We start from the raw sequence: 18120 nt of genomic DNA on the forward strand, positions 1-18120 counted from the left end.
TGCCTATTCCATCGCTCGCGCCAATTCGGCGAGCTTGCGGACCGTGTTCAGATTGCGTGACGTGCCGGGTTTGAGCGCCGGCACTTTCAGTTTTGAACGGCCGGAGCCATTGGGATAATGGACGTAGATTTCCCGTCCGGCCACGACCGCCTCCTCGCCGTCCGGCGCCACCATGCCCTTGAGCGCGTCGGTCGATGCCTTTTCCGGCAGAAAATAGACGAGCAGGAAGTTCGGCTTGGCATCGGGGAAGGGCGCGTTCGCCGCTGCCGCCTCCAGCTCTTCCGTCGTGCGCACCATGACGCCCGGCCGCTTGCCGAATTTCCTTCCGAGCGCATCGTCGAGCTTTGCCGCGACCGCGGCCTCGCTGTCGTCCGAGCGGAACAGGACATTGCCGCTCTGGATGTAGGTTTTCCCGTCCTCGAACCCGAGATCCTCGCAGATCGCCTTGAGTTCGGCCATCGGAAGTGCGGTGCCTGCAACATTTACCGCCCGCAGCAGGGCCACATAGACGGTCATCGTCCTCACCTCCCGGGATCTGTTGTTCCAGCCTCTACATCTTCCCCGCCACCTTGATGGCGAATGCATATTCGAAAGCGATCTCTTCCAGGCGCTGGAAGCGGCCGGACTTGCCGCCGTGGCCGGCTGCCATATTGGTCTTCAGAAGATAGGGGCCTGCCTCCGGCGCTTGTTCGCGCAGCTTCGCCACCCATTTGGTCGGCTCCCAATAGGTGACGCGCGGGTCCGTCAGGCCGGAAAGCGCCAGGATCGGCGGATAGGGCTTTGCACCGACATTGTCATAGGGAGAGTAGGCGGCGATCCATTGATACTCGTTGAGCGATTCGATCGGATTGCCCCATTCGGGCCATTCCGGGGGCGTGAGCGGCAGCGTGTCGTCGAGCATGGTGTTAAGTACGTCGACGAAAGGCACGGCGGCGATAATGCCTGCGAATTTTTCGGGCGCCATATTGGCGATAGCACCCATCAGCATGCCGCCGGCCGAGCCGCCCTCGGCGATGATCTTCGTGTAAGACGTGAATTTCTGCTCGCTCAGATAGTCAGCTGCGGCGATGAAGTCTTTGAACGTGTTTTCTTTATGCTCCATCTTGCCGTTTTCGTACCAGGCAAACCCCTTGTCCTTGCCGCCGCGGATATGGGCGATGGCATAGACGAAGCCGCGGTCGGCAAGCGACAGGTTGTTGGTGTTGAAGCCGGCCGGGATGGTGATGCCATAGGCACCATAGCCGTAGAGAAGGCAGGGGGCGGAGCCGTCGAGCGGCGTATCTTTACGATAGAGCAACGAAACCGGCACCAGTTCTCCGTCATGGGCCGGCGCCATCACCCGGCGCGTCACATAGTCCTCGGGGTTATGGCCGGAGGGGACTTCCTGGGTCTTCAGGAGCACCCGTTCTCGCGTCGCCATGTCGTAGTCGAAGAGCTGCGATGGTGTCGTCATCGAGGAGTAGGAGAAGCGGATGATGTTGGTGTCGTATTCCGCCGCGCCCTGCAGTCCGAGCGAATAGGCCTCTTCGGCAAACGCGATCGCATGTTCCTCGCCGGTCTGCCGGTCGCGGATGATAATCTGGGGCAGGCCGTCCTTGCGCTGCAGCCAGACGAGATGGCGCGCGAATGCCATATGCGAAATGATCAGCCGGCCCGGCTCGTGCGGCACGACCTCCGTCCAGTTTTCCTTGCCGGGTGCTAGGACCGGGGCCTGGACGATCTTGAAATCCTTCGCTCCGCCGTCATTGGTCAGGATGTAGAAGACGTCGCCGCCCTCCGTCATCGAATATTCCACGCCCTCCACCCGTTCGGCGACCAGCATCGGCTCGGCGGTGAGATCCTTCGTCGACAGCAGCCGATATTCCGAAGTTTCGTGGTCGTGGATGTCGATATAGATGAAGTCGTCGAGCAACGAGCCGCCGACGCCCATGAAGAAGCCCGGATCCTCTTCCTCGTAGACGAGACAATCTTCCGATTGCGGTGTCCCGACGATGTGGTGAAAGACCTTGGACGGACGGTGGTTTTCGTCCTGCAGCGTGTAGAAAAAGCTCTCGCCGTCCGGCGCCCAGACGCCGCCTCCGGCGGTATTCTCCAAGACGTCCGAAAGGTCTTCGCCGCTCGAAAGGTCGCGGATGCGCAGCGTGAAATATTCCGACCCTTTGTCGTCGTAGCCCCAGATACCCTTGGCATGATCGGTGGTGTGGTCGATGCCGGAGAGGCGGAAATAGTCCTTGCCCTCGGCTTCCTTGTCACCGTTCAGCAGAATCTGCTTTTCGCCGCCATCGCGGGGCGTGCGGAAATAATGCGGCTGTTCTCCGCCCGTCACGTAGAGCGTGCCGTAGGCGAAAGGACCGTCCTTCATCGGAACGGAGGAATCGTCTTCCTTGATGCGGCCGCGCATCTCTGCAAACAGCACCTTCTGCAGGTCCGCCGTATCGCCCATCGCCGCTTCCATATAGGCGTTTTCCGCTTCCAGATGCTTGCGGATCTCCGGGTCGAGGATCGACGGATCCTTGAACATGGCCTGCCAGTTGTCGGCGCGGAACCAGGCATAGTCGTCAACGCGGTCAATGCCGTGGCGGCTGTCGGAGACCGGCTTCTTCGGCGCGACGGGGGCCGCGGGAAGATGGGCAAAGGGCTTTTTCGAGGCGGTGTCCAAGGAAGCACTCCGGATTGTCTGAAAGGAGTGCCAGAGATAGGGGGCGCTTGCGCTGGAGGCAAGCGGGAAGGTCGGCGCGTTATTTCTTGTCCTGGCGCTTTGCGTCGCGTTCCTTCTGCCAATAGACGAAAGCTGCAATCAACAGCAGCCCGACCATCGGGGCAAAAGCAGCATAAGGTTCTCGATCATCTATTCAGCCTTTCAAGCACCTTCATCGCTGTTAAATGCAGCGTGACGCCGATGATAAAACAAGCAACGGGCGTACCAGAGCCAAAGCGCTTGCAAGGCCGCCGTTACTTGATCCCGCTGTCCCCCAACTTGATCACGTCAGCTTTATTTCCCGCTCTGGTAGGTGGTCAACGGGTGATCCATCTCCTAGTTTCCGCGCCGTCCGAGTCAGATTGGATAGGAAATGCTATGAAGAAACACTGGTCGCTGGCGGTTCTGTTCGTTCTTTCCGCCCTGCCGGCACATGCCCTCGACTCCCGCATCGCCAAACAGCTCGACGCGCTTGCACCCGACGAACGCCGGGAACAGCGTTGCGATCTCGAAGCGATCGACCGCATCAAGAAAGACGCCGAGGGCGAATACAAGCCCGACAAGGTGATCGCCTACACCTTTGCCGACCCGATCGAGGCCGGCAATTCGATCCGCGCCCCCGGCGCCGTTTTCCGCAGCGGCGGCGATTGGTACCGTCTCAAATACAAATGCGAGACGGGCGAGGAAGGCCTCACGGTCATGTCCTTCGACTACAAGATCGGCTCGAAGGTGCCCCGCAACGAGTGGGAGCAGCACTTTCTCTATGACTGAGGCGATCAGCCCGGCAGATGGGGCGTCGTCTTGCGCTCGGGGAAAAGTTCCGAGAGTGCCGTCATCATGATGAGGGAGAGCGGCAGCGCCAGCATGGCGCCGACCGCTCCCCACATCCAGGTCCAGAACAGGATGGCGACGAATACCAGGAAAGGATTGATCTCCCACTGCCGGCCCATGATGGCGGGAAAGATCAGGTTCTCCATCACCAGGTGTACGGAGAAGAAGATGAAGGCGGGGATAAGTCCGATAAACATGGCGTCGTGCGTCAGGATGCCGGCAACCGCAACCGAAAGCGTCATCAGCGTGATCCCGAGAAACGGGATGAAGCTCGACAGAAACGCAAACAGGCCCCAGAGCATCGGCATGGCGAGGCCGCCGAAATAGGCGATCAGCGTCATCGACACCCCGAGCGCGAGATAGAGAACGCTGGCAGTGGCGAAGTAATAGCCCAGCACTTCGTCGACCGAGTTCAGCACCCGGATTGCCATCAGCCGTTGCCGCCGCGTCGGGAAGGCGAGGATGATCGTTCTCCTCAGCTTCAGCCGCCCGTAGAGGAAGAGCAGCAGCGCGGCGAAGAAGATCAGCCCCTGGATGATCGCCGGCGTCAGATTGGCAGTGATCACGCCTAAGATGTTGCTGGAGTTTTCGAGCAGCGATTGCATCGACATCGGCCCGGTTTCGAAGGTCGCAGGCGAGATGTTCAGCCAGTGCTGGCTTTCCAGAAAGGGCATGATCCGGTTGATCGTCCGCTCGATGAAGTTGGGGCCTTCCTTGATGAGCGTGCTGAGTGGTTCCACCAGCGAGTTGATGATCACAAAGAGCACGGCAAAGACGAGCGTGGACAGAATGAACGCGATGCCGAAACGCGGCACGCCGGCTTCCCCGAGGCGGTCGGCTACACGCCCGAGAATCAATCCCACCACCACGGCGAGCGTGACGGGGATCAGGATCATCGACATGTAATGAACGAGGGCAAAGAAAGCGATTGCGAAGATGCCGATCACCGCCCAGGCCATGGCGACGTCGAGCGCCTCACGACCGAGCGGAAGATGCTCGGCAACCTCGTCTTCTTCCGGATAGATGCCCGCTGTGTCCTTGCGGTTTAACGCAAGCTCCAGCGGCTGTTTCTTCGGCTTGGCGCCGTGCGCACCCAAGATCGCCATATTCCAGCTGTCCCCGTGATGCCTTTCAACGCGAAAGCGGCGCTCCGGTTCCGGAAGGCCGCTTCCATGGGAGGAAATGCGGCAAAGGTCAGGCTGCGAGCGTCAGGCCGATGCCCCAGGGGTCCTTCAGGGACCATCCTTCGGCGGTTTTGGTAGCGGCGATCTCCTGGCGGTCGAGCGCCGTGAGCGCCCTGTCGAGCGCCTCTTTTTCGTTGAAGACAATGCTGTAGTCCGAAAGGCCGGTCATGTTGCCCTGGCGGACCCCGGCGCCGCGGCTGTTCCAGATATTGGCGGCGATGTGGTGGTGATAACCGCCGGTGGCAAAGAAGCGCGCACCCGGATAACGGGCCATGACCTTCAGGCCGAGAACGTCCCGGTAGAAGGCGTCGGCCTCAGGAAGGTCGCCCACCTGCAGGTGGATATGGCCGACAGCTGTCCCGTCCGCCATGCCGCCCCACTTCTCCTTAGACGCGAGCTCGTAGAGCGCCTGCAGGTTCAGCCGTTCGGTCGCCATCTCTACCGTGCCGTCATGGTGATAGGTCCATTCTTCGGACGTTCGGTCGCGATAGATCTCGATGCCGTTGCCTTCCGGGTCTGAAAGATAGATCGCTTCGCTGACCAGATGGTCCGAGGCGCCGTCGAGGCGGACGTTGTTGTGGGCGGCATGGGCCAGCCAGTGGGCGAGCTCCTGCCTGTTAGGTACCAGAAAGGCGGTGTGGAACAGGCCCGCCGCATTGCGTGGCGCCGCGGCGACGTTGTTGCCGGTTGAGAGCGTCAGTAGTGGCTGGCCCGCGACCCCGAGTATCTCTCCGCTCGAATTCCGTTCGAGCACCCGCAGCCCGATAATATGCTGATAAAAGCTGGAAACCCTGCCTAGATCGCTGACGATAAGATGCGCGCCCTTTACATGCGCCGGACGCGTCAGTGCGAAAGATTGAACGTTGCCGGTCATGGAAAAAATCCTCGTTTGATTAGCCGGCCGATGCCGTGTTGCGATATGATATGGCGCAGGTGCTGCGTTCACAAAAGACCAGAAAACAGCGATGCATCGTTTCGTAAAAGTGAACAAGGGGATAGCTCTTCGTTGACTTCGATCAACGCAGTTCCCTCGGGACGATCCTAGAAAAATGGGGAAAACGAATGAGGAAAGTGAGATGTACGCAAAAATCATCGTTGCTGTCGACGTAGCTCAGCTGGAGAAGGGGGAGAGGATCTTCCGTAAGGCAGCGACGCTTCTCGATGAGGGTGGCAGCCTGGTTCTGCTCAACGTGGTGGAAGACCTTCCCGGCTATTACGTGGCCGATGTCTCGGTCGACCTGATGGTCAGGGCGCGCCAGGAATCCGAGCAGCTTCTTCTGAACCTGCGCGAAAAAGTCGGCCTCCCGGCCAATATCGAGATACGCCAGGGTTCGCCAGCGCGGGAGATTCTCGCCGCGACCGAACAGCGCAAGGCCGATCTCGTCATCGTCGCATCCCATGTGCCGGATATTTCCAACTACTTCATCGGCGCCACGGCCGACCGGGTCGTGCGCCACGCGAAATGCTCGGTTCTGATCGACCGCTGAGAAGGAATTGTCGAGATGAATACCGCCAAATATCAGCGCATCCTCAAGGCCCGCAAGGCCGAGCTTGAAAACCGGCTGAGCCGGATCGAGCAGGATTTCACCACGCCGCGCAACCCTGATGACGACGATCGCGCCGTCGAGCGCAACAATGACGAAGTGCTCGAGGAATTGGGTGAGGCCGGCGAGAAGGAGCTCGTTGCGATCGATGCCGCACTGGCTCGGATCGATGCCGGCACCTTCGGCATCTGTGCGAAATGCGGCCAGCCGATCGCCGAAAGACGACTAGGCACCGTACCGCATACGCCGCTGTGTCAAGCCTGTGCCGGCGAGGCTTAACCGGAGTTTACATTGGACGGTTTACGCTGGAAGGCTGAGCCGGAAGGTTAAAACCTAAAACCTAATGTGAAGCGCTTGTCTCTTGCCTTCCGCCATTGCTATGGCCATTCTTGGATCGGGAGGGCGGAAGGCAGGATGAGCGAACTCTTCAACTTCGGACGGCATTACGATTTTCACGAGATCGTCGCGGATGGAATCATCCACGGCATCGGGATCGTTTTTGCGCTGGTCGGGGCAACGGCGTTGATCTTCTATGCGACTGTCTGGTCGAGCCATGGCGAGATCATCGCCGCGTGGGTCTATGGCCTCGGCCTCGTTCTCTGCCTGTCGATTTCCTTCACCTACAACATCTGGCCGCACTCCCGCACCAAATGGTTTTTGAGGCGTTTCGACCACTCGGCGATCTTCATCCTGATTGCCGCGACCTATACGCCGTTTCTGCAGCGCGGTTCGGGGGACGCCTGGATCTTCGCCATGCTGCTGGCGATCTGGGTGACGGCTGTCGTCGGTATCATGCTGAAATGCCTGTTTCCCGGCCGCTACGATAAGCTGACGATCCTGCTCTATCTCGGCATGGGCTGGAGCGGTGTGATGGTGATGGGCCCCGTTTCCACCTATCTGCCGGCGGTCACCGTCTGGCTGATCGTGATTGGCGGCCTCATCTATTCGCTCGGAGTGATCTTCCACGTCTGGGAGAGGCTGCGCTTTCAAAACGCCATCTGGCATGGTTTCGTCGTCGCCGCCGCCGCGGTGCATTACGGCGCCGTGATGACCTGTTTCAGCCTCTCGGGCGGCGGGCTCTGACCTTACTCGGGGCAGCCGACGGGTTTGAGGCTTGCGATCATCCGCTTGACGATCGCATCATAGGCCTTGCGATCCCGGCTGCGGTATTCCAGATGCACGAAGGCGGCTGCGTCTTTGCACAGCCAGTTGCCGCGGACATAGAGGATGCGGTCTCCCTTGGTGCCGGAATAGCTCGCCCAATCCGGCTCGATCCGCGAATAGGAAATATCCCAGCCGAGCTTCTTCGCCTGAACGATGCGGTTCCTGGCTTCATCGTCAAAGAACAAGTCGACCAGGAAGGTCCCGAAGACGAAGATCCGGTCACCGTTCCTGCCGAGAAATGTGCCGCCATCGCCGTTGTCCGGCGCCCTCTGCATGACGAAACCGGGGGGCACCTCGACAGTAAAGCCATAACGGTCGTTGGAATAGGTCTGCCACTCGGCCGCTTGCGCCGACACCGCGGCAAGTGTTGCCGATGCTGCCAGGAAAACCCGCATTCCAATCCTCCATTCCCGCTAGCGGCTTTACCAGAAGAGCGGTTCCGCAACAATTGTGGACAGGTGATGTGCGTCTGCTAAAGTGGATGTAGAGATATTATAATGGACAAAAATCATGACGCTGGTGCGCGACGCAACCGAAGCCGATCTACCGATCATCATGGAAATCTATAATGACGCCGTTGCCAATACCACGGCCATCTGGAACGACGTGCTGGTCGATCTTCAAAACCGGAAGGAATGGTTTGCCGCCCGAAAGGCGAAAGGTTTTCCGGTGCTGGTTGCGGAACTGGACGGCAAGGTCGCCGGTTACGCATCCTATGGCGATTGGCGGGCCTTCGATGGCTATCGTCATACCGTTGAGCATTCGGTCTATGTACACCGTGATGCCAGGGGCGGCGGCATTGGTCGGCTGCTGATGCAGGAACTGATCGCCCGCGCCGCCTCCAATGGCGTGCATGTGATGATCGCCGCGATCGAATCCGAAAACGACGCCTCGATTCGGTTGCATGAGAAGCTCGGCTTCCGCATCGCCGGAAAATTCTCCGAAGTCGGAACCAAATTCGGCCGCTGGCTCGACCTCACCTGCATGGAATTGAAGGTCTCGGGGTGAGCCCATACTCACGTCCTCAACGGTGCCCGGACTACGAGAAGATCCTGTTCCCGGACGAGGAAGGTCTCTAAAGCCTCGCCAGCCACGCATTTTCTGGCCCATAGGCGATGATGATCGCCTCGCGCAGCCAGGCCTTCCGCACTTTGCCGAGGAGAGGCAGGATGGCGGAAAAGTCCGAAATTAGGTAGCAACTGCCACCAAACTTGTAAGAGGGATTCAGCGCTTCGGGCTGAACCCCTCCATATCATCGTCGCTTGAGCTTTTGACTGCTCGCGTTGGTCCAGAAATGCTGTAGTCATTCCGATCATAGGACACGCCGAGCGTATGACTTGGCCTATTACCGTTCAAGAAATTGTCCAGTTCAACGGTACGGGATCTGGATAGTTGCACCTTTTCAGCAAACTCCGGCCATCGATCGACGGCCGTTCGCACGTGCTCTATAACATCCTTGGCATCCTGATCCGAGATCGAGGCCCCCCTGGCGACCGCCAAGAGGTGAGGCAATCCAGGCGTTCTTCCTTCTCCGGCGATTGCGGCGCTGTGTTCTCCGCCTGGCCCGGACGAAAAGGTAAGGTCGTATGCAGGCGCCAATGACCACCGACCATTCCCGTCCATTAAGAAAGCGTGGTTCTTCGCATGGTCGTCGCGGTTCCTAGCATAGACGTTAAACACCATGTTTCGGAACATCTTGAGAACTTCCCCGGCATCGCGGGTCATCATATGCGTAAGCTTGTGCAGTTGCTCATAGTTCAGTGATGCCTCGCGGTGGCTGGCATTCAACAGGCCGCTTGCTGTGTGCATATGGAGCCTGCCGGCACGTGTCCTATCGAACCGTTTTGTCGCGAAAAGTCGTCTTCCCTTACGGGTGTCAAACAGGCGGGTCTCAGCCATCTCCAGTCCCGCAGCTACCGCCATGAACGCGTAGGCTTTTTCCTCGGCGCCGATTTCGCGCGGGTCGTCAGAACTGGGAGCCTTGACCATCCATCTTTCGTACCCCGGATCCAACTGCTGGCCGTAGTCCAACACACATGTGTTTTCGACCCTGTTGAAGCCGATCATGATCTTTGGCCGTGCGCCCGCGGACCCGCCTTGCGCGCCCTGCAAACTATCGATGTCAGCGACATCCATTTCCGTCTGCACCAGCTCCACCTGATCAGCAAACCAATCCAGATCGGCATCGGTCGGCTGTTTCTGGTCGTCCGGCAAGTCAGGAACATATGTCAGCGCGCCCATGCCCGTTCTGCCCACTGCGGAAAGGCGGTCGATAGGAGTGAGTTGAGTGTAGTCGATGCCAGCTCGCTGGAGACGACGGTCCAGCAATAGACGGCCCCAACCGTCAGGTAGGCTGTCGTTAAATAGCCCATGGAGCCCGTCGAACGGGTCGCGCGGCGCCGCGATCAAGCCAGTAGCGACCTTCATATGGAATGGCGAGATCAGAAGGGGTGCCGCGAGAAACTCCGCCGAGTACTCAAAGTAGGCCCTTCGTTCCTTGCCACTCCAGGCAAGTGTGCCGAGTTTCTTGTCGCTCCCTTCGAGATTCAGATAAACACTCATCTGCTGGATTGGTTTGAACTTCATCTCCGGCGCACCCGCTGCTTAAGAGGACGATCAACGACATCATCGATATTCTGCGGCGGCCGACTTGGAAACAAGTGGTCGAACTCAGCCTCGGCCTCAAGGACGAAGGCAATTTTCACGAGACTCTCGAGCGAAATTTTCCCACTTTCCTCGAATAACCTCAGTGATCCGTATGAGACATTCGATCTTGTCGCCAGTTCCCGCTGGGTCAGTCCGTGCTGGATTCTTCGGCGCTTCATTCTTTCCGACAAGCCTCGAATGACTTCGACGGGGGATGACATCTTAAATGCGAACATAATAACACCTAAACGCGAATAGTGGCCTTTAGTGCTAACATAATCGCAATTAAGATTTTTGCAAGCAGATGATAACGCCGGGCCGTTCGCGATCGACTCCTGACGACCACCCTGGTATGTTCCGCCGCATGTTCCGGATCATACGAATACGACGACGCTGACTTCCGCTCGCCGCACCCGGCGAGGTCCCGTCGTATCGCGTATCCTACAGGGAACTGAACATGGTCTCCGACAACCTGCCGTCCGTCATTCCGCAGCCGCGCAAGGCCGCACCCGATCTGGAGGTCCTCCGGAGTGTAGAAATATTGGGGAAACCAGCACTTCCTGCTGTCCCCGTATTGCCGGACGTTCACGCTTAGCCATCTCCGCTCGTTCGACGACGCCAAGTCCTCCAAGGCGTTCTGCCTCATCCGCTGGCCGGATACGGAAGGGCGACCGACCTGCGTCCGCTGTTCGCATACGAACTGCTGGGAGATCCGGCGTCGGCGCTTCAAATGCCGGCCTGCCGCCGGGAATTTTCGGTGACGACCGGCACGGTCTTCGCCTTCCGCAAGATGAGCTTCCAGGACATTCTGGCTGGCCTCTGGTTCTCGGTGAACTCGGTCAAAGGCAAGAGTGCGCTCCAACTCTCCCGCGAGCTCGGCGTCCAGTACAAGACGGCATGGGTGCTGCTCATGAAGATGCGCGAGGCGGTCGCGACCCGACGGTTCCGGATGATGTTGGAGGGCGAGATCCACATCGACGGCAAGTACGCCGGCGGTCACACCAAGCAGAAGAACCGCAAGGAGGATCGCGTCGACCGACGCCGCCCCGAGTATCAGAACTTCAAGCGCCTCACGATCCTGACGCTCCGGGAGAAGACGCCGTTTGGCCGCGGCCGAGAGCGGACGCTGACCCGCGTCGTGCGTAGCGAGCATCCGAACGAGGCCTGGGAATTCGTCAGGAAGCACGTCCGCAAAGGATCGCGCATCCATGCCGACGAGCGCTTCTCGTACGACGACCTGGCAGGCCTGCAGGACCTGTTCCGGGTGAACCACAGCAAGGAGTACCAGACGAAGGGCGGCGTGAACACGAACCACGTCGAAAGCTTCTTCAGCCGCATCCAGCGGTCCTACGTCGGTATCCATCACCGCTTCTCGGTGCGGTACTTCGACTGGTATGCGGCGGAGATCGCCTGGGGCGAGGACAACCGCCACGTCGACAACGGCATGCTGCTCTGGGGGATGATCCACTTCGCGATGTCCCGGAAGACGTCGCGGAACCTCTGCGGCTACTGGCAGGGTCGGCATCCGCCCGATCTGGTCTGGGACGGCGGCGAAAACCCCGACACCTACGCCGCGACTTCCCAGAGGTAGCGACACCCGTCAGCCTATCCGGCACGGCGGACACGGTTCGTCCTGGCAAGCCGGTCGAGCGTCTGGGAAAATCGATTTGCGACCTGTCCGAGCCGGGCGTCGTCTTCGGCCAGACCAGTCTCGCGTGCGAAGGCCTTGGCGCACTCCGCCGTCGTGATCGGGCGCCCGGCTTCGCGGAGCGTGCGCAGCACGAAGCCACGGCGATCGACATCCTTCAGCAACTCCGAGACTTCAATGACGCCTTGGCGCTTGCGCCAGGTGGCGGCTCGAGGTGTCCCGGCGGGCGAGTATTCCGGTTCGTAGGACGGGATGACCACGTCGAACGCGGCCTGCTGCCTCTCCAGCGATACGATCTTCGCCCGCACCTCCTCGATCTTGGCACCGATCTCGGCCCGCTTCCGCTTCAACTCGTCTGCAACAAGAACCATTCGCAACCACTCCATAGGATCGCGAGGATCCTATGCGTTCAGGCGACCAGGAGTCTGGTGGCAGTTGCTGCCTAATTGCGGAAAAGTCCTTTTCATCCTTCGGCCTTGGAGACTTCGCTTTGTAGAAAAGCTGGATTTCCGGCGCGAGGTAGAAAAGTCTGCCTGCATGCCGCCATCCCATTTCCGAAACCGGACGGACTACCGAGGGACAGCGCCGCAAGCGCCATGTCTCGCCATCGCCGTCGTCAAACATGAGCTGAAAGCGCCAGGCGTCGTCGGCGTGCCCGCGGCACCAGATGTGATCGACCGTGGCGGGCAGCGTCTCATCCTCTCGCCAGGGGCGCAGGGTCCCGGGCGGATCGGCCGCCCAGCAGTCCCAATCCTTCAGCTGTGCCCGTGCCGCCACACGGTCCGTTCTGAGCATCAGGATGTCGATGTCCCCATGCGGCCGGACCGTGTGGCCGACGAAAGCCTCGATTGCATAACCGCCGGCGATCCACCAGGGGAACGGCGCTTTTTCCAGAACAGCGGCGATCTCATGCGGCAGGAGTGGCTGCCACGCCTTGTCCTCTTCGCCAAGCACTGCCATCGCTCAAGCCTCCGGGGCTTCATCCGCTCGCGCGGCAAGATGTGCCTCGACCGTCAGGTTCAGTTCACGCAGCAGCGCGGAAATCTGCCGTTTCTTTTCCCGGTTGAAAGAGGCGATGGCGTCTGCCTCATTGGCCATGTCCCGCCGGAATGCCGCTTCGGCCCGGCGAATGCCTTCTTCCGTCAGCTGGACTGCAAGACTGCGGCCATCGTGCTCCGACGGCACGCGCCGGATGAGACCAGCCTTTTCGAGCCGTCCTAGCCGATGGGTGAGACTGCCGGAGGCGACCATCAGCGATCGGTAAAGCTCAGTAGGCGTGAGCCGGTAGGGCGGGCCAGAGCGTCTGAGGGTCGCCACCACGTCGAACTCGCCGCGATCCAGCCCGAAGGAGGCGAATATCTCTTCGATCGACGGCGTCATCAGCCGCGACAGGCGGTAGATGCGGCCGAGGATCTCCATCGGCTCCGTATCCAGGTCCGGCAGTTCCTTTGTCCATTGGGCCCGTGCCCGATCGATGTGGTCCTGCGGTTTGTGTTCGCGGCTCATGCGGTCTCCCATGCAATTTCAAACTATCTTGACATGAAGATAAATTTCATGCAAATATCTTCACATGAAGATAAATGGGAGGCCGCGATGCCCACGCTTGCTATACGGAAGTCTTTCGCTGTGCCGTTGATCGTGCAGATGCTCGTCTGCTCCTTTTTATGGGCAAGCGCCTTCATCCTGCTGAAAATCGCGGGAACTTCGCTTTCGCCGCTGGCGCTCACGGCGCTGCGCGGCTTGATGGGAGGCGGTCTCATCGCCGCCTTCATGGCGGCCGCCGGGCATCAGGTCCTGCCGCGCGGGCATGAGCTTCGTGACTGGATCGTTCTAGGCTTCCTGCAGGGCGTCGTGCCAAACGCACTGACAGCCTATGCGCTCACCCAGATTTCGGCGGGCCTCACCTCGATGATCCAGGCTTCCACGCCGCTTATCGTCGCGGTTCTGGCGCAGGCCCTGTTCGCCAGCGAGCGGCTGACGCTCAAGGTGGCGCTCGGGCTCGCCACCGGTTTTACCGGAATGGTCATGTTGGTCGGTCCCGCGGCGTTCGGCGCGGGTGATGTCGGCCTGAACGGCGTCGGCGCCATGGTGATTGTGGCGCTGAGCTACGCGCTCGGAAATCTTTATGTACGCGCCATACCGAGCCCGCAGCCGATGCGGCTTGCGCTCGGCCAGCAGCTCTTTTCCGGCCTGCCGACCTTCGCGGTCGTCATCTGGCTCGGCGGGATGTCGTCCTTCGCGCCGGCGCTCGATGCGGCGGGCGTCCTGCTGGTGCTCGGCGTCTTCGGCACGGCACTGCCCATCGTTCTCTACATGAACATCCTGAAAAAGGCCGGTCCTACTGTCGGCTCGATGAACGGTTATTTCCTGCCGCCCTGGACGATCCTGCTCGGTTTCGTCCTGCTCGGCGAACCGGTGAGCTTGCGCGAAATCGTCGCTACCGCAATCGTGCTTGCAGGTGTTGCGATCGTATCGCTGAAGGGTCTTCCGTTTCATTTCCCCAGGCTGCGTGCAAGCTCCTACCTGTGAGGCAGGCCTATCGCCGCCAGAAACGCCTCCAGGCTTTTGCGCACATGCGCGGCGATCGTTTCCGTCGGATTGAAACCCCACCAGAGAAGGCAGCCCTGCCATTGGGAAGCCATCAGCATGCCAATATCGTCAGGCGCGCCGGCCTTTTCTGAAAAACAATCGACGATAGCGCCCGAAAGCCGCTCGCCCCAGGCTCTACCGCGCTCCCGCAGCAGAGGATCGCGAAAATCCTCGCGCAGCATCAGCAGTCCTTCAGCATAGGCTTCGATGCCCCCATAATCTCCGGAGAGTGCGACGAGCATATCCACCGCGCCGTCCGGTGTCCCGGGCGCGGCCGTGATCGCCGCTTCCGTCTTGGCGTCGAGTTCGTCCCATGCATGCAGGAGGGCCGCCCTGGCGAGTTCTTCCTTGTTGCGGAACCGCTGCACCAGCGTCGACGGCGAAAGGCCGGAGGCCGTAGAAAGGGAGGCGAAGGTCAGCGCGTCCGGGCCTTTTTCGTGCATCAGTTTCAGCGCGGCCTTCAGCACTTCGCCATCCGGCATGGTTTTTGGTCTCGGCATCTTGCCTCGCAAATAATAAACGAATAGACGTTTATATACGAATACTGTCCTGAACGCCAATTTTAGCTCCGCGGAATGTCAAGGGAAGGAGCTCTCATGTCGAATTCAAGAAAAAAGCCGCTGACCGGGAAGATCGCACTGGTGGCGGGTGCCACCCGCGGCGCCGGCAGGGGGATCGCGGTCGAGCTCGGTGCCGCCGGCGCCACGGCCTATTGCACCGGCCGCTCGACGCGCGGAAAGCGCTCCGAATATGACCGGCCCGAGACGATTGAGGAGACGGCGGCATTGGTGACCGAAGCTGGCGGCACCGGTATCGCTGTTGCCGTCGATCATCTTGTTTCGGAGGATGTGGCGGCGCTGGTCGAGCGGATCCGCAGCGAGCAGGGCGGGCTGGATATTCTGGTCAACGACATCTGGGGCGGCGAGCGCCTGTTCGAGTGGGACAAGGCGGTTTGGGAGCACGATCTTGAAAACGGCCTGCGCCTGCTCCGGCTCGCGATCGACACCCATCTCATCACCGCCCATCACGCGCTGAAACTGATGATTGAAAGGCCGGGAGGGCTGTTGGTGGAAGTCACCGACGGCACGGCCGACTACAATTCCGATCACTACCGCCTGTCGCCTTTCTACGACCTTGCCAAAACCTCGGCGACGCGCATGGCCTGGGCGCATGCGAAGGATCTCGAAAAGCACGGCTGCATGTCGGTCTCGATCACGCCCGGCTGGCTGCGGTCTGAAATGATGCTGGAGGCATACGAGGTCAGCGAGGAAAACTGGCGCGACGCGATCACCATCCAGCCTCATTTCTGCATCTCCGAGACGCCGCATTTCATCGGCCGTGCGATCGCCGCGCTGGCCGCTGATCCGGACCGCGCGAGATGGAACGGCCAGTCGCTCTCCAGTGGCGGGCTCGCGCAGGTCTACGAATTCGACGATGTCGATGGCTCGCGGCCGGATTGCTGGCGTTACCTGACAGAGGTGCAGGAAGCGGGCAAGCCGGCCGACGCCACCGGTTACCGCTGATAGCCGCCCATCGCTGCCCGCCCTGTCGCCAGCCGTTCGGCTTCGTCACGCAGGCCCAGCGTGATCACGGTGCCGTCGCGGATGCTGCGTTTCAGCGCGTCCTTCCGCGCCGGCTCGACCCGGATATCGCCCGCCTCGAAAAGCACCTTCAGCCGGCTGCGGGAAAGCTGCAACTCCGAGGCCAGCAGCCGGTCGAGCCGCAGGCTGGCGGGGTAGGGGAGAGCGAGCGTGATGACGATTCTCGCCCGATTCCCCGAAGCGCAGATTGTTCGCCTGCGCAGCTCGAATTCCTCGCTTTCCTCAATGCGGCCCGCCGAAGCCTTCAGTCCTTCCTGATCGAATTCGAGGCCCGCCACGTAACCGGGAGCGCTTGCCTGCAGAGCTTCCACGAGGACCGGGTCGAGCGAGCGGACCGATTGCCGCTCGAAAATCGGCCGGTTCCAGGTGCCGTCGCAGTCGATGCATTTGTAGATGAGCCAGGCGTCGAGCTGTTTGCCGTTGGCGTTGAGGCGCGTCCGTCCGCTGGAGCGGAAGGGCCTCGTATCGCCGCAGGAACTGCAGCGGAGTATTGCCTGGGGTGGAGTTTTGGGAACGATGGTCCATTCCACATGAAGGATGTCGCACATGCCGTTTTGATCTTCCGGTCTGGAAGTTCATTCGGAACGGCAGTCGAGAAGCCCTTTCGGGCGCGGCGTGGCGAAGGTCCTGACTTATGGAGAAGAAGGCGTCGGGCGTCTCAGGGCGGCTTTTGAGCAGCACTGGCAGATCAATGCCAAACCGGTCTCAAGCTGCCACCCCGACGAACAGAATTACCCACGCGGCGGCGATCGGCCTGCCCGCATGGAAGGGGAAACTGTCGAGACCGGGAGTTACTTAGGCAAAATGAACCTCAAAAGCCGACGCTCTTCGGTTGCAAGGGATAACAGACGGCACGGAAAAGTCAAAACGGCGCGGTCTTTCCCGCGAGCATCATTCGGCGGGCATCGGGCTGAACTTCATTCCGTCCCCGACCTGTTCCAGCGTCACCGTCGACGGTTCGGGCAATTTCAACTTTTTCGTTTTGGTGGCGTCCTCCTGGATATTGCCCGTGATCACTCTGAGCCTTCGGGCCTCGTAGTCGGCAATGATCCGTTTGGTGTCGCCCTTGGCTCGATGGGTGTAGTCGTGGTCGTAGCGGGAAAGGACGAATTCGTTCTTTCTCAATTTGAAGGAATAGGTCTTGTCCCACATGCCCCAGCCGCCCATCGTGGCGAAATAATGCAGCTTGATGGTGAGGGTCCCCCGCTCGATGCTCAATGCGCCTGATTCAGCATCGAAATAGTCCTCGACGAAGCGGCTGGAGGCACGCGGGATCAGCTGGTGATTGACCGTGATCCGCTGATAGCCTTTGCGGGTTCCGAATGCGACGACCAGCATGCGCGGGCCGACGAGCGGTTCGCCGGAGGGGCTGAGATCCGGTTTTTCCGATTGAAGGACGAGGGCGAGATCCGGCCGTCTGTCGCCGTCGAGATCGCCGGTAGCCTCTGCCTCGACGGTCCAGCCTGCCGGGACCAGTTCCGCGCGTGTGGCGACGGCGGCCGGAAGGCTTGGATAATCCACCGGCGGCAGGCCGTCATCCTCTGCCGCAGCTCCGGTGATCCCGGCAACCGCCGTTGCGAAAACGAACAATGCCGGCAAAATGAAGCGCATCCGAAACCCCTTGGTTTGTCATCGCCTTTGGAGCCGGTTACGCATGGCGCGCGGCAAGCCAGGGCAAAGCTACGCTATACGCTCGCGCCTGTTAAGAAAGCCACCGCGGCGATATTCTTCGCGAACGGGCTTAATTCTCGATATTCCCCTCCTATGTGAGGGAGGAGAGCGGATAACAGCGGGAACATCACCATGGACATCAAGCGCAGTGGATCGCAGCCGTCGAAAAGGCAGCCGCCCGATTATTTCACCGGTGCAGTGCGCCTCGACCCGCTCAACGAAGCGCAGGCGCCCGCCCGCGTCGTTGCGGCATCCGTCACCTTCGAGCCCGGCGCCCGCACCAACTGGCACACCCATCCGCTCGGCCAGACGCTGGTCGTCACCGCCGGCTGCGGCTTGGCGCAGGTCTGGGGCGAGCCGATCCAAACGATCCGCCCCGGTGACGTCATCTGGTTTCCGCCGGGCGAAAAACACTGGCACGGGGCAACGGCCACCACCGCCATGACCCATATCGCCATCCAGGAGGCCCTCGACGGCAAGACGGCCGAATGGCTGGAGCCGGTCGCAGACGATCAGTATTCCGGCGAGGTCGCGAAGGACTGAC

The 18120-nt window shown here is 60.5% G+C and carries 21 protein-coding genes; 9 read left to right on the plus strand and 12 right to left on the minus strand.

Annotation, left to right across the window (positions count from 1 at the left end; translation table 11 throughout):
* Positions 1-3 precede the first annotated feature (3 nt).
* Together EDE09_RS11885 and EDE09_RS11890 are read right to left on the minus strand one after the other, a co-directional pair.
* The gene (locus EDE09_RS11885) at positions 4-516 is read right to left on the minus strand and encodes a DUF1697 domain-containing protein (protein ID WP_112802714.1); all 513 of its coding nucleotides are present in this window, start codon (positions 514-516) and stop codon (positions 4-6) included.
* A 34-nt stretch (positions 517-550) separates the two neighbouring features.
* Positions 551-2659, minus strand: a complete 2109-nt coding sequence (locus EDE09_RS11890; RefSeq protein WP_132410577.1) for a S9 family peptidase — start codon at positions 2657-2659, stop codon at positions 551-553.
* A 417-nt stretch (positions 2660-3076) separates the two neighbouring features.
* On the opposite strand from EDE09_RS11890, the gene EDE09_RS11895 reads away from it, so the two are divergent.
* Positions 3077-3469 carry a DUF930 domain-containing protein gene (locus tag EDE09_RS11895; protein WP_105371732.1) on the plus strand — a complete coding sequence of 131 codons (393 nt, stop codon included), beginning with the start codon at positions 3077-3079 and terminating at the stop codon, positions 3467-3469.
* A gap of 5 nt (positions 3470-3474) precedes the next feature.
* Here EDE09_RS11895 and EDE09_RS11900 read toward each other — a convergent pair whose 3' ends face one another.
* A complete protein-coding gene (locus tag EDE09_RS11900) occupies positions 3475-4635 on the minus strand; it encodes an AI-2E family transporter (protein WP_132410579.1) in 1161 nt (386 codons plus the stop codon).
* 88 nt (positions 4636-4723) lie between these two features.
* Positions 4724-5587: a VOC family protein gene (locus tag EDE09_RS11905; protein WP_132410581.1), complete on the minus strand. Its 864-nt coding sequence runs from the start codon at positions 5585-5587 to the stop codon at positions 4724-4726.
* Between the two features lie 202 nt (positions 5588-5789).
* Here EDE09_RS11905 and EDE09_RS11910 point away from each other — a divergent pair, with 202 nt between their 5' ends.
* The 3 genes from EDE09_RS11910 to EDE09_RS11920 all read left to right on the plus strand — a co-directional run bounded on the left by EDE09_RS11910 (position 5790) and on the right by EDE09_RS11920 (position 7340).
* Positions 5790-6200 carry a universal stress protein gene (locus EDE09_RS11910; protein WP_132410583.1) on the plus strand — a complete coding sequence of 137 codons (411 nt, stop codon included), beginning with the start codon at positions 5790-5792 and terminating at the stop codon, positions 6198-6200.
* Between the two features lie 15 nt (positions 6201-6215).
* Positions 6216-6536, plus strand: a complete 321-nt coding sequence (locus EDE09_RS11915) for a TraR/DksA C4-type zinc finger protein (RefSeq protein WP_132410585.1) — start codon at positions 6216-6218, stop codon at positions 6534-6536.
* A gap of 135 nt (positions 6537-6671) precedes the next feature.
* Positions 6672-7340, plus strand: coding sequence for a hemolysin III family protein (locus tag EDE09_RS11920; RefSeq protein WP_112802725.1), 669 nt, complete (start codon positions 6672-6674; stop codon positions 7338-7340).
* A 2-nt stretch (positions 7341-7342) separates the two neighbouring features.
* Here the strand turns inward: EDE09_RS11920 and EDE09_RS11925 are convergent, their stop codons facing one another.
* Positions 7343-7816, minus strand: coding sequence for a hypothetical protein (locus EDE09_RS11925; protein WP_132410587.1), 474 nt, complete (start codon positions 7814-7816; stop codon positions 7343-7345).
* A 115-nt stretch (positions 7817-7931) separates the two neighbouring features.
* Between EDE09_RS11925 and EDE09_RS11930 the strand changes: the two genes are divergently transcribed.
* A complete protein-coding gene (locus EDE09_RS11930) occupies positions 7932-8429 on the plus strand; it encodes a GNAT family N-acetyltransferase (protein WP_105371717.1) in 498 nt (165 codons plus the stop codon).
* Positions 8430-8645: 216 nt separating this feature from the next.
* On the opposite strand, the gene EDE09_RS11935 is transcribed toward EDE09_RS11930, so the two are convergent.
* Together EDE09_RS11935 and EDE09_RS11940 are read right to left on the minus strand one after the other, a co-directional pair.
* Positions 8646-10007: a type II toxin-antitoxin system HipA family toxin gene (locus EDE09_RS11935; protein ID WP_132410589.1), complete on the minus strand. Its 1362-nt coding sequence runs from the start codon at positions 10005-10007 to the stop codon at positions 8646-8648.
* Complete coding sequence (locus tag EDE09_RS11940) at positions 10004-10303, minus strand: helix-turn-helix transcriptional regulator (RefSeq protein WP_348631316.1); 300 nt, start codon at positions 10301-10303, stop codon at positions 10004-10006. Before EDE09_RS11940 ends, EDE09_RS11935 begins: the two co-directional genes overlap by 4 nt.
* Positions 10304-10824: 521 nt before the next feature.
* Between EDE09_RS11940 and EDE09_RS11945 the strand changes: the two genes are divergently transcribed.
* Positions 10825-11658: an IS1595 family transposase gene (locus tag EDE09_RS11945; RefSeq protein WP_165924159.1), complete on the plus strand. Its 834-nt coding sequence runs from the start codon at positions 10825-10827 to the stop codon at positions 11656-11658.
* A gap of 14 nt (positions 11659-11672) precedes the next feature.
* Here the strand turns inward: EDE09_RS11945 and EDE09_RS28645 are convergent, their stop codons facing one another.
* Complete coding sequence (locus EDE09_RS28645) at positions 11673-12086, minus strand: hypothetical protein (RefSeq protein WP_245505125.1); 414 nt, start codon at positions 12084-12086, stop codon at positions 11673-11675.
* A gap of 592 nt (positions 12087-12678) precedes the next feature.
* Positions 12679-13221 carry a MarR family transcriptional regulator gene (locus EDE09_RS11960; protein ID WP_245505126.1) on the minus strand — a complete coding sequence of 181 codons (543 nt, stop codon included), beginning with the start codon at positions 13219-13221 and terminating at the stop codon, positions 12679-12681.
* A gap of 87 nt (positions 13222-13308) precedes the next feature.
* Between EDE09_RS11960 and EDE09_RS11965 the strand changes: the two genes are divergently transcribed.
* Positions 13309-14244 carry a DMT family transporter gene (locus EDE09_RS11965; protein ID WP_165924160.1) on the plus strand — a complete coding sequence of 312 codons (936 nt, stop codon included), beginning with the start codon at positions 13309-13311 and terminating at the stop codon, positions 14242-14244.
* Here the strand turns inward: EDE09_RS11965 and EDE09_RS11970 are convergent.
* On the minus strand, positions 14235-14804 hold the full coding sequence (locus EDE09_RS11970; RefSeq protein ID WP_132410601.1) for a TetR/AcrR family transcriptional regulator: 570 nt from the start codon (positions 14802-14804) through the stop codon (positions 14235-14237). The genes EDE09_RS11965 and EDE09_RS11970 overlap by 10 nt on opposite strands.
* A 96-nt stretch (positions 14805-14900) precedes the next feature.
* On the opposite strand from EDE09_RS11970, the gene EDE09_RS11975 reads away from it, so the two are divergent.
* Positions 14901-15827, plus strand: coding sequence for an SDR family oxidoreductase (locus tag EDE09_RS11975; RefSeq protein ID WP_132410603.1), 927 nt, complete (start codon positions 14901-14903; stop codon positions 15825-15827).
* Here the strand turns inward: EDE09_RS11975 and EDE09_RS11980 are convergent.
* Complete coding sequence (locus tag EDE09_RS11980) at positions 15818-16453, minus strand: DUF1062 domain-containing protein (protein WP_132410605.1); 636 nt, start codon at positions 16451-16453, stop codon at positions 15818-15820. The genes EDE09_RS11975 and EDE09_RS11980 overlap by 10 nt on opposite strands.
* Before the next feature lie 343 nt (positions 16454-16796).
* Positions 16797-17516, minus strand: coding sequence for a hypothetical protein (locus tag EDE09_RS11985; RefSeq protein WP_132410607.1), 720 nt, complete (start codon positions 17514-17516; stop codon positions 16797-16799).
* A 192-nt stretch (positions 17517-17708) separates the two neighbouring features.
* Between EDE09_RS11985 and EDE09_RS11990 the strand changes: the two genes are divergently transcribed.
* Positions 17709-18119, plus strand: a complete 411-nt coding sequence (locus tag EDE09_RS11990) for a cupin domain-containing protein (protein ID WP_112802747.1) — start codon at positions 17709-17711, stop codon at positions 18117-18119.
* Position 18120 lies beyond the last annotated feature (1 nt).

The organism is Neorhizobium sp. S3-V5DH, assembly GCF_004343065.1.
Lineage (GTDB): Bacteria > Pseudomonadota > Alphaproteobacteria > Rhizobiales > Rhizobiaceae > Neorhizobium > Neorhizobium huautlense.

Bases quoted from the DNA above. Each gene is read 5' to 3' on its own strand.
- EDE09_RS11885 (WP_112802714.1), bottom strand. From the start codon at position 516: ATGACCGTCTATGTGGCCCTGCTGCGGGCGGTAAATGTTGCAGGCACC.
- EDE09_RS11895 (WP_105371732.1), top strand. From the start codon at position 3,077: ATGAAGAAACACTGGTCGCTGGCGGTTCTGTTCGTTCTTTCCGCCCTG.
- EDE09_RS11900 (WP_132410579.1), bottom strand. From the start codon at position 4,635: ATGGCGATCTTGGGTGCGCACGGCGCCAAGCCGAAGAAACAGCCGCTG.
- EDE09_RS11905 (WP_132410581.1), bottom strand. From the start codon at position 5,587: ATGACCGGCAACGTTCAATCTTTCGCACTGACGCGTCCGGCGCATGTA.
- EDE09_RS11910 (WP_132410583.1), top strand. From the start codon at position 5,790: ATGTACGCAAAAATCATCGTTGCTGTCGACGTAGCTCAGCTGGAGAAG.
- EDE09_RS11915 (WP_132410585.1), top strand. From the start codon at position 6,216: ATGAATACCGCCAAATATCAGCGCATCCTCAAGGCCCGCAAGGCCGAG.
- EDE09_RS11920 (WP_112802725.1), top strand. From the start codon at position 6,672: ATGAGCGAACTCTTCAACTTCGGACGGCATTACGATTTTCACGAGATC.
- EDE09_RS11925 (WP_132410587.1), bottom strand. From the start codon at position 7,816: ATGCGGGTTTTCCTGGCAGCATCGGCAACACTTGCCGCGGTGTCGGCG.
- EDE09_RS11930 (WP_105371717.1), top strand. From the start codon at position 7,932: ATGACGCTGGTGCGCGACGCAACCGAAGCCGATCTACCGATCATCATG.
- EDE09_RS11935 (WP_132410589.1), bottom strand. From the start codon at position 10,007: ATGAAGTTCAAACCAATCCAGCAGATGAGTGTTTATCTGAATCTCGAA.
- EDE09_RS11940 (WP_348631316.1), bottom strand. From the start codon at position 10,303: ATGTTCGCATTTAAGATGTCATCCCCCGTCGAAGTCATTCGAGGCTTG.
- EDE09_RS28645 (WP_245505125.1), bottom strand. From the start codon at position 12,086: ATGGTTCTTGTTGCAGACGAGTTGAAGCGGAAGCGGGCCGAGATCGGT.
- EDE09_RS11960 (WP_245505126.1), bottom strand. From the start codon at position 13,221: ATGAGCCGCGAACACAAACCGCAGGACCACATCGATCGGGCACGGGCC.
- EDE09_RS11965 (WP_165924160.1), top strand. From the start codon at position 13,309: ATGCCCACGCTTGCTATACGGAAGTCTTTCGCTGTGCCGTTGATCGTG.
- EDE09_RS11970 (WP_132410601.1), bottom strand. From the start codon at position 14,804: ATGCCGAGACCAAAAACCATGCCGGATGGCGAAGTGCTGAAGGCCGCG.
- EDE09_RS11975 (WP_132410603.1), top strand. From the start codon at position 14,901: ATGTCGAATTCAAGAAAAAAGCCGCTGACCGGGAAGATCGCACTGGTG.
- EDE09_RS11980 (WP_132410605.1), bottom strand. From the start codon at position 16,453: ATGTGCGACATCCTTCATGTGGAATGGACCATCGTTCCCAAAACTCCA.
- EDE09_RS11985 (WP_132410607.1), bottom strand. From the start codon at position 17,516: ATGCGCTTCATTTTGCCGGCATTGTTCGTTTTCGCAACGGCGGTTGCC.
- EDE09_RS11990 (WP_112802747.1), top strand. From the start codon at position 17,709: ATGGACATCAAGCGCAGTGGATCGCAGCCGTCGAAAAGGCAGCCGCCC.